Here is a 14,242-nt window from a genome sequence, read left to right as displayed (position 1 = left end):
GGGAAAGTTAGTCCGGAGAGGTCCTAACCCTTTAAGTAATTCCGAAGCAGTCACGAGCAAGAAGTTCACGAAAAATAGTATACTGTGTTTAAGTTTATTTTGCAAGGTGCGTTTTTTTGCAAATATGCCGTTAAGGGTTTTTTTCTAACAAATGTCCATGACCTTTATTCTACACAGCGGACGGATGTTTCATTCGCGCGGCGACATGCCTGATGAGATCAACGACTCGGCAGGAGTATCCCCACTCATTATCATACCAGGCAAGAACCTTTACTTTTCGGTCTTCCATCACCATTGTTGTCAATCCGTCAATAATGGCGGAATGGGAATTTGTATTATAGTCCGAAGAAACGAGCGGCTCATCGGAATAATCTAGAATGCCGTACATTGATGTTCTTGCGGCTCTTTGAAAAGCTTCATTAACCTGTTCTGCCGTCACATCGGTTTTCAGATCGCAGACAAGGTCCACTAATGACACATTAGGAACCGGAACACGCAAAGCGAGACCGTGAAGCTTTCCCTTCAAATGAGGCAGCACAAGCGACAGGGCTTTGGCAGCGCCCGTTGATGTCGGAATGATGGATTCTCCGCACGCTCTCGCACGCCGCAGGTCTTTATGCGGATTGTCGATATTTTTTTGGTCGTTCGTATACGCATGCACAGTCGTCATCAGACCGCTTTCAATACCGAACTCATGATCAAGCACTTTGACTACGGGCGCAAGGCAGTTTGTCGTACAGGATGCATTTGAAATGATCACATGCTCCTCAGGATTATATTGCTCTTCATTAACCCCCATTACAATGGTAACGTCTTCATTTTTACCCGGCGCTGTTAAAATGACCTTTTTTGCGCCTGCTTCAATGTGGCTCATCGCTTTTTCTTTCGAGTTAAATTTCCCTGTCGCCTCTACGACGATGTCAATCGCATATTCCTTCCACGGAAGCTCTCTCGGATCTCTCTGATTAAACAGCATAATTTTTTTTCCGTTGACAATGAGGCTGTCTTCGGCTGCCTCAACATCTTGATCATATCGTCCGTGAATTGTGTCATACTTTATTAAATGAGCAAGCGTTTCCGGGGGATAGCTTGCATTAATGGCTGCTATTTGAATTTGATCGTCTTCCATTGCTTTTCTGAACACCATTCTTCCAATTCTTCCAAACCCGTTGATTGCTACTTTTACCTTCATGCTTAGGTCACCCCTTTTTAATATGCCACTCTAATTTTACTTTTATTTATATATAGTATAACACATTAAAAGAAATCCGCCAGTACATCTTAATAAAAATCCACCCTTATACCGATCAATATGTTGTTCAATCGGCTTTTTTGCATATAAAATGATATTTCTCCAATAAAAAAAGCAGGATCAGCGTCTTATGCTGCCTGCTTTTTTCTTATATTTGCCCCGGCTCTTTAAATTTCTCATTTAATATGCTGTCCTGCAATACTGCTGACGGCTCGCCGTATCGTTTGGAAATATGCATCGCGCCCCAGTCGCAAAGCGCATTTAAAATTCTTTCCAGACTATGGCCGTATTCGCTCAGCTCGTATTCCACTTTCGGGGGCACCTGATTGTACACAATTCGGTTAATGACACCGTCGGCTTCGAGTTCACGGAGTTGCTGTGTCAGCATCTTTTGGGTGATGTCAGGCATCAGCCGCTTCAGTTCACTTGTCCGCTTTTTCCCGCGCATGAGGTGGCAGAGAATCACACATTTCCATTTCCCGCCGATCACTTCAAGCGCCGCCTCTACGGATATATTGTATTTTTTCTTCTGCATCAGCTTTTCCTCCTCATCTATAGGAACTAAAAAGTGCCTATAGCACTTAAAAGTGCGTTCTTTTCATTCACCGCACTATCAATCATAATGACATTTGCCGGCCGAAAAGGATTGTACTCTTATACTTATATCGTTTACCCCGGCAGCATTTCAATCATACACCATCGTGTAAAGGAGGAAAATACATGTCTTCTCACCATAAAAGCCATTTGCCAGCCTTGCTGGCTTTGGCGGTCAGCGCTTTTGCCATCGGCACGACTGAATTTATCAGCGTGGGGCTGTTGCCGCTTATTTCTCACGATCTGCACATCCCTGTAACAACCGCAGGGCTGACCGTTTCAATGTATGCGCTCGGCGTTACATTCGGAGCGCCCGTTTTGACTTCTCTCACATCCGGGATGTCGCGGAAAACGCTGCTGCTCTGGGTGATGTTTATTTTTATCGCCGGCAATTCTCTGGCAGCAGGCGCTTCTTCGATCGGCGTTTTATTGGCGGCGCGTGCCATTTCGGCGTTCTCCCACGGAATTTTTATGTCTATCGGCTCAACGATCGCTGCGGATATTGTGCCGGAACATAAGAGAGCAAGCGCCATTTCCATTATGTTTACAGGGCTTACAGTGGCTACGGTTACGGGGGTTCCGTTCGGCACATACCTCGGCCAGCAATTTGGGTGGAGGACTGCTTTTGCCGTCATTATCGCGGTCGGCGTCATCGCCTTTATCACAAATGCGCTGCTCATTCCGTCACATTTGCGCAAAGGAACTCAGACTGCGTTCCGTGAACAGGTGAAGCTCGTCACGAACGGCCGATTACTGCTTTTATTTATCATTACTGCGTTAGGTTACGGCGGAACGTTTGTCGTGTTTACTTATTTATCTCCGCTGCTTCAGGAAGTAACAGGCTTTCAGAAAGAAACCGTCGCAGCCATTTTGCTTATTTACGGCATCGCGATTGCGGCCGGAAACATGATCGGCGGCAGGTTGTCCAATCGAAATCCGCTGAAAGCATTGTTTTACATGTTTATCATTCAAGCGGTCGTGCTTTTCGCCTTAACATTTACCGCACCCTTTAAGGCAGCCGGGATCATCACCATTATATGTATGGGCCTCTTAGCGTTTATGAATGTGCCGGGTCTTCAAGTGTATGTCGTCATGCTGAGCGAGCGGTTTGCGCCAAGCGCCGTTGATACAGCGTCGGCGTTAAATATTGCCGCCTTTAATGCAGGGATTGCGATCGGCTCTTTTGTCGGCGGCGTGATCACAGGCTCAATCGGCCTCATTCACACTGCATGGATCGGAGCGCTGATGGTGCTCGGTGCGGTTGTATTGACCGGATGGAGCCGCCTGCTGGAGAAACGGGATCAAACCATTCCTGAAAGGAGGTGAGTTTTTTCAAGCTTTTTGATTTACCATCACAAAACAATAGGAGGAACATATAAATGACAACACATTTACAAGCAAAAGCAACATTGCATAACGGAACAAAAATGCCGTGGTTCGGTATCGGAGTCTTTCAAGTAGACGAAGGTGCGGAACTCGTCAACGCGGTGAAAACGGCACTGGGGCACGGCTACCGCAGTGTCGATACTGCGGCCATTTACGGAAATGAAGAAGGTGTCGGCGAAGGCATCCGTCAAGGGCTGGAAGAATCAGGTTTGAAACGCGAAGATGTTTTTGTCACATCAAAGGTGTGGAACGCCGATTTAGGGTATAAAGAAACGCTAAAAGCCTTTGACACTAGTTTAGAAAAACTCGGTTTAGACTATTTAGATTTATATTTAATCCATTGGCCTGTCGAAGGGAAATACATTGATGCGTGGAGAGCGCTTGAAACCCTTTATCAAGAAGGACGCGTCAAAGCGATCGGGGTCAGCAATTTCCAAATTCACCATCTTGAACATCTCATGAAACACGCGGAAATCAAACCGATGATCAACCAAGTGGAGTACCACCCGCGTTTGACGCAGAAAGATCTTCATGCCTTCTGCACTGAACAGGGTATTCAGCTTGAAGCGTGGTCACCGTTAATGCAGGGCCAATTGCTTGATCATCCCGTCTTACAGGAGCTCGCTCAATCATACGGCAAATCAGCAGCTCAAATCATTTTGCGCTGGGATTTACAAAACGGTGTCATCACGATTCCGAAATCAACAAAAAAACACCGCATCCAAGAAAATGCAGATGTCTTTGATTTCGAGCTGTCAGCTGAAGATATGAAACGGATTGATGAGCTTAATGAAAATGTGCGCGTCGGCCCGGACCCTGACAATTTCGATTTTTAAATTACAAAAACACCGTTCGGTTCCTCGAACGGTGTTTGTTTATGACCAGCTCTTGAGAATATCATCGAGCTGCTGTTTCGTTTTCTCCACGCTGCCGCTGTTATCAATAACGTTGTCTGCCCTTTTCGTTTTGTCCGCTAAAGGCATTTGCGACGTAATCCGGCTCAGCGCCTCTTCTTCTGTAAGGGAGTTCCGCTCCATCAGCCGTTTGAGCTGCGTCTCTTTCGTTACGGTAACGACAATCACTTTGTCGACTAGATATTCAAGCTCGCTTTCATACAAAAGCGGAATGTCTAAAACAACAAACGGTTCATGACGAGAAACGGCCTCATCGCGCTGTTTCATCATTTCCGCGCGCACAGCCGGATGAACGATCTTATTTAGCATCAGCCGCTTCTGTTCGTTCGTAAAAACGATGGAGCCGAGCTTTCTTCTGTCAAGCTCGCCATTTTCCAGCAGAATCTCTTTTCCGAACGCTTCAATAATCTGCCGGTAAGCCGGCATCCCTTTTTCCACCGCTTGTTTTGCGATAATATCCGCATCAATCACTGTTATTCCTTTATCGATCAGCATGCGCGCAACCGTGCTTTTTCCGCTTGCGATGCCTCCCGTTAAACCGATGACTAAGCTCAAAAGGCCCACTCCTCTTTACAATTTCCAGATCCCGATTAAAATCAGCAGAATTCCCGGCAAAAATGACATTTTGGCAATCCAATTCCATTTCGCCAGCAAATGCCCGGCGTTAATACCGAATGAGACAAACAGTGAGCTCATCACCCCAACCGTCACGCTCATCATAACCGGGGAAAAGCCCAGTATTGCGGCGCCCATTCCGGCGCCAAATGCGTCAATTGACAAGGCGAAGCCAAGCAATAGCGCCTCGATTCCGTTAATGGTTCCGGATTGATCAATATCGGCGCTTGTCGGCTTTCTCAAAATATGAATAACGATCCCGAGCGATTTCACTTCTAAATTAAGTAGCGTTTTTTCATGCAGTAAGTAATCCGGTTCTTTGTCCGGTTTAAAAAACTGATAGATGACCCATGCCCCGATTCCGACTAAAATCAGCCCGCCCAGCTTCTCTGTCACGGATACGGGAAAAATCTTTGTCAGGAAATGCCCGATCAGCATTGATATAAACATCACAGAGGCCGAGCAGCATGCGATGACGGCAATCGCTTTGAACGGGATTTTCATTTTTCTCAATCCATACGTAAATCCAACTGAAAAACTGTCCAAGCTGACAGCAAAAGCCAGCAGCAGCAAAGAAACAATCTGCATATCCGTTTCTCCCCTTCTGTTGGTGGGCAATTGTGACAAATGCCTATTGGGTGAATCACATTATATATATGGAGAAAGGGGGGCAATTGTGTTACAAAAAAGTTATTTCAGCCGCCGCTTGAACAGATTCAGTTTAAGATTTTTTTTGGCATCGGGCGCAGAAATGCGTTCCTCTTCCGCCGACGACGATTTTAGAAATCATCGTGCCGCACGTTTTGCACGGCTCATCCTTTTTGCCGTATACGAAATGATTGAGCTGGAACATTCCGATCTCCCCTTGCGAATTGAGATAGGACCGGACCGTGCTTCCGCCCGCATCAATCGCTTCTTGAAGAGTATCTTTAATTTCCGTGTGAAGCTTATTGACCTGGTTTACAGACAATGTGTTCGCTTTCGTCTCAGGGTGAATCCCCGCCCGGAACAGTGCTTCATCGACATAAATGTTGCCGAGGCCGACGACCGTTTTTTGATCGAGCAGGGCGGTTTTTACCGCACGGTTCGTTTTTGAAAGCCGCTCTTTTAAATAGGCGCTGGTGAATGCTTCATCGTCCGGTTCAGGGCCGAGCTGCGAAAGCGGCAGCTCGTTCATTTCCTCACCCGGTGTAAATAAATGCATCGTTCCGAATTTTCTCACGTCCCGGTATCGGAGCTGTGTGCCGTCTGTCATGGTGAACACCACATGCACATGCTTATCGTCCGGTTCGTCTGCCTTGTGAAGACCGTATTTTCCTTCCATCCGCAGATGGGATACCATAACATAATGATCCAGGCGGAAAAGCAAAAATTTCCCCCGTCTTCCGATGGATCGGATCGTTTCTCCTGCAATTTGCCGCGCAAATTCCTCCGGCTCGGCGGGTTTTTTGATGATATTCGGCCATCTGACTTCCGCCGATTGAATCGTTTTCCCCTTCACAAGACCGGTCAGAGTGCGCCGGACCGTTTCAACTTCTGGCAATTCCGGCACAATCATCACTTCCTTTTTTTCTGTTTATTTTGCATCGTACCAAGACGGCCCTGAAGCAAAGTCCACCTTTAACGGCACGTTTAATGATAATGCATGCTCCATCACTTCAGGAACAAGCTTCTCTAATATTTCAATTTCTTCCTTCGGCGCTTCAAAAATTAATTCATCGTGCACTTGAAGCAGCAGTCTTGCCTTCAGCTGTTTTTCTTTCAGCTTGGCTGCCATATCAATCATGGCTTTTTTGATAATATCAGCGGCGCTTCCTTGAATCGGCGTATTCATCGCCGTTCTTTCCGCAAAGCTTCTGAGATTGAAATTGCGGCTCGTCAGCTCAGGGATATAACGCCGGCGCTGCATGAGCGTCGTGACATATCCTTTTTGCTTCGCTTCTTGAACCGAGTCTTCCATATACGCCTTGACGCCTTGGAAGCTCTCCAGGTAGCGGTCAATAAATGCGCCCGCTTCCTTACGGGTAATGCCGAGATTTTGAGAAAGCCCGTAATCGCTGATGCCGTAAACGATACCGAAATTGACCGCTTTCGCCTGACGACGCATGGCTTGTGTTACTTCATCCTCAGCGACATGGAAGACATCCATAGCGGTTTTCGTGTGGATGTCCATGTCATTCGTAAATGCCTCGATCAGATTTTCATCCTTTGAGATGTGCGCGAGCACCCTCAGTTCAATTTGCGAATAGTCGGCAGCGAATATGAGCCAGTCCGGTTCAGACGGAACGAACGCTTGACGGATTTTGCGCCCTTCTTCCAGCCTGATCGGAATATTTTGCAGGTTCGGGTCCGTCGAGCTGAGGCGTCCCGTTTGTGTTAAGGCTTGATTGAAACGCGTGTGAACCTTATGCGAATCCTTGCGGGTGACTTTCAGCAGCCCTTCAATGTAAGTCGATTGAAGTTTGCCGATTTGTCTGTACTGCAAAATATAAGCGACAATGTCATGTTTGTCAGCAAGCTTTTCAAGCACATCGGCTGAAGTGGAGTAGCCTGTTTTTGTTTTCTTCACAACAGGGAGGCCAAGCTTTTCAAACAGAATGACGCCGAGCTGTTTAGGCGAGTTAATGTTAAACGGCTCGCCGGCGATTTCATGGATTTTTTCTTCATATTCTTTCAGCTTCGCCTTAAGCTCTTCGCCCATTCGTTTCAGCCTTTCGACATCCACCTTGACACCCATTGATTCCATTTCTCCGAGAATAAGCGCAAGGGGAAGCTCCAGGTCTTCATACAATTCAAGCTGATTATTCTCTTCCAGATCATGCAGAAGCTTTTCCCGGAGGCTGTTTACGGCAGCCGCTTTTCGCGCGAGATGAAGGGCAAGCTCATTTTCAGCCGGGACGGCCCGCTTTGCTCCCTTTCCGTAAAACGCTTCGTCGCTTGAAACAATGTGCAGCCCGTATTCCTTCGCAACACTGGCGACATCGTCGTAAGAATTGCCCGGATTAATAATATAAGCCGCCAGGAGCGCGTCAAATTCCGCCCCCTTCAGTTCAATGCCTTGCCAGCGCAAAGCGACAACGGACCGTTTGCTGTCAAACACCCATTTTTTCATTGACTCGTCCTCAGCCCAAGACTTAAATACATCGGACTGGATGGCAGTCTCTGTCGGAATATAATAAAGTCCCTTTTCATTCACGATGGAGAAGCCCAGAATCGGTTCTTCGTGATAATTGTCGCCGATCTGTTCGACGACCAAAGCAGACGGCGACACGAGTATTTCACTAGTAATCTCTGTGACCTCTTCCACGTCTACTTCCTCAAACGCTTCCTCCTGCACCGCTTCTCCGCTTTCCTCGCCGAGCCGCTCAAGAAGCGTGTTAAAACCGAGGTCTTTAAAAACGGAAATGACTTGTTCACGGTCAAATCCTTGATAATCTAAATCTTCGAGCTTCACTTCAATCGGCGCATTTGTCATGATCGTCGCCAGCTCTTTGCTCATCAAGGCTTGATCCTTAAATTCCTCAAGCTTTTCTTTTAATTTTTTTCCGCTCACTTCATCAATGGAGTCCAGCAGCTTTTCAACGGAATGAAACTGCTTTAACAGCTTAATCGCCGTTTTTTCTCCGACACCCGGCACGCCCGGAATGTTGTCGGATGAATCTCCCATTAATCCCTTCATATCAATGATTTGCGAAGGAGTCAGACCGTACTTTTCTTCGACGTGCTCCGGTGTGTAATCTTCCACGTCAGTAATGCCTTTTCTCGTAATGGCAACGGTTGTTTTGCCGGTAGCAAGCTGTGTTAAGTCTTTATCTCCTGAAAACACCTTAACCTCGAATCCGTCTTTTTCAGCCGATACGGCCAGCGTTCCGATGATATCATCGGCTTCATATTCAGGAAGTTCATAGCGGCTGATATTGTAAGCATCCAGAAGCTCGCGGATAAACGGCATCTGTTCTGAAAGCTCCGGCGGCGTTTTTTGTCTTCCGCCTTTATATTCTTTAAACGTGCTGTGTCGGAAAGTGGTTTTTCCCGCATCAAAAGCCACCAGCATGTGGGTCGGTTTTTCATCTTCCAGCATTTTCATCAAAATCATCGCAAAGCCGTATACGGCATTTGTATGAATGCCTTTTTCATTGCTTAACAGCGGTAATGCAAAAAATGCCCGGTACGCCAGACTGTTTCCGTCGACAAGCACTAATTTTTTTCGTTCCGTCATTCAATATCCTCCTAAGAGCAAAAGCTCCTTTTCCTCTTGTTTTAATCTCATAGCTTCTCTTATTTTAACAAAGTTCAATTTGAAAGGAAAATGAGCGAACCGCCTGAAAACACAAAAAAGGACGGGAACAAGAAAAGACGTTCCCGCCGTCAAAATTGGCTCCTTGGATGAAGGGGTTCTGTTACATCCTAACAAGATAGGTTTAACAGGTCATGAAGAAATTGTTAATCCTTTGTAAAGCCGGTCACGCTTCATGCGCACGTTTTAATGTCACCGTAAACACGGTGCCCTTTCCCGGTTCGCTTGATACTTCTATTTTACCTTCATGCGCTTCTATTAAATGTTTGACGATCGCAAGGCCCAGCCCCGTTCCGCCTGAGTTTCGGCTCCTGTCTTTGTCCACCCGGTAAAACCTCTCAAATATACGGGGGATTTCTTCTTTTCGGATTCCGATTCCTGTATCGGAGACTTCAATATCAACATCGGATTCTCTCACCTTTACAGAAATCGCAACCGTACCTTTTTCCGGCGTGTAGGTTAAAGCGTTGTTCGCCAGATTCAGGAATACCTGCTTCAGCCTGTGCGCATCCCCCGCCACAAAGATCGGCTCTTTCGGAAGGTCGAGCTGGAAGCTGATGCATTTTTCCGCAGCCTTATGCTGCAGAAGCGCTTCGATTTCATGCAGGATTTTAGCCGCATCAAAAGATTCTACGCGCAGCGTAAAGTTTTGCTGCTCCATTTTGGATAAATCTAACAAATCCTGCACGAGCGATTGGAGCCTTTCGCTTTCTTTCAGAATAATAGACAGAAATTCACAAAGTGCCTTATCATCCTTCATCGCCCCGTCCAACAGCGTTTCCGTAAAACCTTTAATGGAGGTAATCGGCGTTTTCAGCTCATGGGAAACATTGGCGACAAAGTCCTTTCTCATCTGCTCCAATTTTTTAATTTCCGTCATGTCGTGGAACACGAGCACAATGCCTTTCCATTCATCGTCAGGACCCATAATCGGAACGCCGTCAACCTCGAAATAGCGCCGTTCAATTTTGATGGGGAGCCTGAGTAGCTGGCATTTTTTCGTTTCTGTCATAAAAATGTCTTCGACCAGCTGAATGATTTCCTCATGTTCAAATGCGTCATGGTACAGGCGACGAAGCAGGCGGTCAGGGTTTGTATGGAACAGCTTCGTATATGACCTGTTCACGAGATTAATAAAGCCTCGCCCGTCTATTAAAATCAAACCTGAGCCGATATTTTCGATGACGGTCAGCAGGCGGTCCCGCTGCATATCCTGCGTTCTCGTCATTTCCATCAAATCGACAGCGAGGCTGTTCATAGCGCGCCCGAGACGGTCTGAGCGTCTTGCGTACCCGCCGTAGGAGCGGGCGTCATAGTTCCCTTTAGACAGCTCAGTGGCCACTTTTGTCGCGGAGTCGATTGATCTTTTGTAACGGGAGGTCATATTCGTATAGAAGAAAACGATAATAATAAAAGCAGTACAAAGGCTCGCTGCCAGCATGCCCCACATTTCCTCTGTGATATTCGAACCTTTATCGATCCGCGAGGAAACGAGCACATATCCCGTCGTTTGGCCGGCCGCATTTTTAAGTGCCGTGCCATGAAATACTTTGCTTCCGTTCTGAATGGCGGCCGCACTTTTATTACGGGACACGAATTCCTTAATGGCCGAGTCATCAGCGCGGCTGCCTGAGTGATATAAACCGCGGCCTTTTTCATTTAATACGGACACGTCTATATCTAATGTACGGCCGGCATCTTTAATGACCGTTTCGTTTCTTTTATTGTTTACCTGGCCGGTGTCAAGGAGTCCGGCTATGTATGCGGCTTCCTTTTCAAGCTGTCCCGCCGTTCTTTCCTTGGCGGATGAAGAAATAAGCTGCTGCAAGAAAAGGCCGAGAACACTGAAAACCAATATGATACACACAACGAGTACAGCAAACAGACGCACACGGACTTTATTCATTCATTTTTGGCTCCTCCAGTTTATACCCCAAACCTCTGATTGTTTTAATATAAATGGGTTTTTTGGTATTAGATTCGATTTTGTCGCGAAGATGGCTGATATGGACATCGACAATGCGGGTGTCTCCGGCGAAGTCATAGTTCCAGACCGCGCTCAGCAGAAGGTCTCTTGTCAGCACTCTTCCCTTATGTTTTCCTAAATACAGAAGCAGTTCAAATTCTTTAGGCGTGAGCTCAAGCTGTTGTGACTTGAAGTACGCTTCGTAATGGTCCGGGAGAATTTTCAGTTCACCGATCACAATCTGCCCGTCCTTTTCACCGTCCCTGTCATGCGACAGAGAAGAAATGTCAGCTCTTCTTAAAATGGCTTTCACCCTTGCATTGACCTCTCGCGGGCTGAACGGTTTTGTCATGTAATCATCCGCCCCGAGCTCAAGTCCCAGCACTTTATCAAACTCCTCATCTTTTGCTGTCAGCATTAAGATCGGAACCATCATTTTTTGCTGTCTGAGCTGTTTACAGACGTCGATTCCATCCAATTTCGGCAGCATCACATCAAGTACGATTAAATCCGGCTTTTCTTTCTCTGCCTGCTCCAGGGCCTCTTCACCGTCAGATGCAGTGATGACCTCATAGCCGGACCGTTCCAGATTATACTGTAAAAGAGTAACGATAGATTGTTCATCATCTACAACTAAAATTTTTTTGTTCATGCTGCGCCCTCCGCTATCTATTTTCCCCGACATCCAATTTTCTCTATTTTATGTGATGTTTATGCCTTTCATGATTTCATTTTACCGAATCCCGGTCTTTCAGACAATTCGCCTTTTTGATCATTTTCAGAGAAAAAATGGTGCCGAAGATAAAGAAAACGCTTTCATTAGTTGTAAAAAGAGGAAGGCTTCTGTTTCGGAAGCCTTCCCGTTTACTTATGATAATACTTTCATTACGTTTTTAACAGATTCAACTGATTTATTCAGCTGCGCTTTTTCATAGTCTGTCAGTTCCAGCTCGATGATTTGCTCGAGTCCGTTTCCTCCGACAATCGTCGGTACGCCTAAGTAAATTCCTTCATGACCGTATTCGCCTTCTAAATAAGCGATCGTCGGCAGCACGCGGCGCTGATCTTTTAAAATGGCTTCTACCATTTCCGTCAGTGATGCAGCAGGCGCGTAGTAGGCGCTTCCGTTTCCGAGAAGGTTGACGATTTCCCCGCCGCCTTTTCTTGTGCGCTCTACAATCGCATCAAGACGGTCTTTCGGGATCAGCGTTTCAAGCGGAATGCCGCCCGCATAGGAGTAGCGTACGAGCGGAACCATGTCATCACCGTGTCCGCCAAGAACGAAACCGGTCACATCTTTCACGGACAGGTTTAATTCTTCCGCGACGAACGTTCTGAATCTCGCAGTGTCAAGCACTCCGGATTGGCCGATGACGCGCTCTTTCGGGAAGCCTGATTCTTTGTAAACCGCATATGTCATCGCATCAACAGGGTTTGTCAATACAACGATGATGCAGTCAGGAGAATATTTCACGATTTCACGTGTTACGCTTCTCATGATTTTTTCGTTTGTAGATACTAGATCATCACGGCTCATGCCTGGTTTTCTTGCAATACCCGCTGTGATAACGACGATATCTGAACCGGCTGTATCCTCGTAGTTGGATGTGCCGGTGATTTTCGCGTCAAATCCTTGAACCGGGCTTGCTTCCAGCATGTCAAGCGCTTTTCCTTTAGTCGGGTTTTCTAATTGCGGAATATCAACGAGCACAACATCCGCAAGCTCTTTTTGAGCTGTAAGGAAGGCTGTTGTCGCTCCTGTAAATCCTGCTCCGATAACAGAAACTTTACTGCGTGTTTTTCCCATGATTCTCTTCTCCTTTTTTGGCTTCATTAGAAGTCTGCTTTAGGTTCAGTCCATGTTTTTAATAAGCTCTTCACCGAACTCTGAACATTTAACCTCAGTTGCTCCGTCCATTAATCTGGCAAAATCATAAGTTACTACTTTTGAAGCAATTGTTTTTTCCATTGACTTGATGATTAAATCTGCCGCTTCATTCCAGTTTAAATGTTCAAGAAGCAGCACTCCTGAAAGGATAACTGATGACGGGTTGACTTTGTCAAGTCCGGCGTATTTAGGAGCCGTTCCGTGAGTCGCTTCGAAAATCGCATGTCCTGTTTCATAGTTGATGTTTGCACCAGGGGCAATTCCGATTCCGCCTACTTGAGCCGCAAGAGCGTCAGAGATATAATCTCCGTTTAAGTTCATCGTCGCTACAACGTCAAATTCGCTCGGGCGGGTTAAGATCTGCTGAAGGAAAATATCAGCGATGCTGTCTTTCACGATGATTTTTCCTGCTGCTTCCGCTTCGCTTTGCGCTTTATCAGCCGCGTCTTTTCCGTCTTTTTCAACAATGCGGTCATATTCAGCCCAAGTGAAAACTTTATCTCCGTATTCTCTTTCAGCAAGCTCATAGCCCCAGTTTTTAAAGGCGCCTTCAGTGAACTTCATGATGTTCCCTTTGTGAACAAGCGTTACAGACTTACGGCCGTTTTCAATGGCATACTCAATGGCAGCTCTGACTAAGCGGCTTGTTCCTTCTTCAGAAACAGGCTTGATGCCGATCCCGGAAGTTTCAGGGAAACGGATTTTGTTAACGCCCATTTCATTTTGTAAAAAGCTGATCAGCTTTTCAACTTCCTCAGAACCTTTCGCATATTCAATACCCGCGTAAATATCTTCCGTATTTTCACGGAAAATGACCATATCCGTATCTTCAGGACGTTTTACCGGAGAAGGCACCCCAGTGAAATATCTGACCGGGCGCAGGCATGTAAATAAATCAAGTTCTTGTCTCAGCGCCACGTTCAGAGAACGGATACCGCCGCCTACCGGTGTTGTCAGAGGCCCTTTGATTGCGATGAAATATTCTCTGATATCTTCCAGCGTCTCAGCAGGGAGCCACTCACCTGTTTTATTATAAGCCTTTTCGCCGGCATAAACTTCTTTCCACGTAATTTTTTTCTCGCCTTTATATGCTTTTTCAACAGCAGCTTCCAATACTTTTGAAGCGGCGTTCCAAATATCAGGGCCTGTGCCGTCACCTTCGATAAACGGGATAATCGGGTTATTTGGTACGTTTAATACTCCATTAGAGACTGTAATTTTTTCACCTTGTGACACAATATTACCTCCCAGTATGTAGTTCATATTTAGAAAACATTTTATTTTTCTTATATAAAAAACAAAATGATTTTTCTTAAGATTCTATCAAAAT

Annotated in this window: 12 protein-coding genes; 2 read left to right on the top strand and 10 right to left on the bottom strand. The window is 46.2% G+C overall.

The genetic code is table 11. The annotated features are described in order from the left end of the window. Nucleotides 1-169: 169 nt before the first annotated feature. Both AXI59_RS07110 and AXI59_RS07105 read right to left on the bottom strand, forming a co-directional pair. Nucleotides 170-1,192 carry a glyceraldehyde-3-phosphate dehydrogenase gene (locus tag AXI59_RS07110; RefSeq protein WP_061523064.1) on the bottom strand — a complete coding sequence of 341 codons (1,023 nt, stop codon included), beginning with the start codon at nt 1,190-1,192 and terminating at the stop codon, nt 170-172. Nucleotides 1,193-1,400: 208 nt separating this feature from the next. Then, nucleotides 1,401-1,787 (bottom strand): winged helix-turn-helix transcriptional regulator, encoded by a 387-nt coding sequence (locus AXI59_RS07105; RefSeq protein WP_061523065.1) that lies wholly within the window; start codon nt 1,785-1,787, stop codon nt 1,401-1,403. A gap of 185 nt (nt 1,788-1,972) precedes the next feature. On the opposite strand from AXI59_RS07105, the gene AXI59_RS07100 reads away from it, so the two are divergent. Continuing rightward, the gene (locus AXI59_RS07100) at nt 1,973-3,172 is read left to right on the top strand and encodes an MFS transporter (protein ID WP_061527753.1); all 1,200 of its coding nucleotides are present in this window, start codon (nt 1,973-1,975) and stop codon (nt 3,170-3,172) included. Between the two features lie 53 nt (nt 3,173-3,225). Then, nucleotides 3,226-4,068 (top strand): aldo/keto reductase, encoded by an 843-nt coding sequence (locus AXI59_RS07095; protein WP_061527752.1) that lies wholly within the window; start codon nt 3,226-3,228, stop codon nt 4,066-4,068. Between the two features lie 39 nt (nt 4,069-4,107). Here AXI59_RS07095 and coaE read toward each other — a convergent pair whose 3' ends face one another. The 8 genes from coaE to icd all read right to left on the bottom strand — a co-directional run bounded on the left by coaE (nt 4,108) and on the right by icd (nt 14,148). Beyond that, nucleotides 4,108-4,701 (bottom strand): dephospho-CoA kinase, encoded by a 594-nt coding sequence (gene coaE, locus AXI59_RS07090; protein ID WP_061527751.1) that lies wholly within the window; start codon nt 4,699-4,701, stop codon nt 4,108-4,110. 15 nt (nt 4,702-4,716) lie between these two features. After that, nucleotides 4,717-5,349: a sporulation membrane protein YtaF gene (gene ytaF / locus AXI59_RS07085; RefSeq protein WP_061523069.1), complete on the bottom strand. Its 633-nt coding sequence runs from the start codon at nt 5,347-5,349 to the stop codon at nt 4,717-4,719. Between the two features lie 133 nt (nt 5,350-5,482). Continuing rightward, nucleotides 5,483-6,313: a DNA-formamidopyrimidine glycosylase gene (gene mutM, locus AXI59_RS07080; protein ID WP_061523070.1), complete on the bottom strand. Its 831-nt coding sequence runs from the start codon at nt 6,311-6,313 to the stop codon at nt 5,483-5,485. A 24-nt stretch (nt 6,314-6,337) separates the two neighbouring features. Continuing rightward, nucleotides 6,338-8,980, bottom strand: a complete 2,643-nt coding sequence (gene polA, locus AXI59_RS07075) for a DNA polymerase I (RefSeq protein ID WP_061527750.1) — start codon at nt 8,978-8,980, stop codon at nt 6,338-6,340. A 244-nt stretch (nt 8,981-9,224) separates the two neighbouring features. Beyond that, nucleotides 9,225-10,964: a two-component system histidine kinase PnpS gene (pnpS, locus tag AXI59_RS07070; protein WP_061527749.1), complete on the bottom strand. Its 1,740-nt coding sequence runs from the start codon at nt 10,962-10,964 to the stop codon at nt 9,225-9,227. Continuing rightward, complete coding sequence (locus tag AXI59_RS07065; RefSeq protein ID WP_061523073.1) at nt 10,957-11,676, bottom strand: response regulator transcription factor; 720 nt, start codon at nt 11,674-11,676, stop codon at nt 10,957-10,959. The genes pnpS and AXI59_RS07065 overlap by 8 nt, the downstream gene beginning before the upstream one ends. Nucleotides 11,677-11,892: 216 nt before the next feature. Continuing rightward, the gene (mdh, locus tag AXI59_RS07060) at nt 11,893-12,831 is read right to left on the bottom strand and encodes a malate dehydrogenase (protein ID WP_061527748.1); all 939 of its coding nucleotides are present in this window, start codon (nt 12,829-12,831) and stop codon (nt 11,893-11,895) included. A gap of 45 nt (nt 12,832-12,876) precedes the next feature. After that, complete coding sequence (gene icd / locus AXI59_RS07055) at nt 12,877-14,148, bottom strand: NADP-dependent isocitrate dehydrogenase (RefSeq protein WP_061523075.1); 1,272 nt, start codon at nt 14,146-14,148, stop codon at nt 12,877-12,879. Nucleotides 14,149-14,242 lie beyond the last annotated feature (94 nt).

This window comes from Bacillus nakamurai, from assembly GCF_001584325.1.
GTDB lineage: Bacteria > Bacillota > Bacilli > Bacillales > Bacillaceae > Bacillus > Bacillus nakamurai.
The sequence above is the reverse complement of the archived record's forward strand: the minus strand, read 5'-3'. Positions and strand labels throughout refer to the sequence as shown.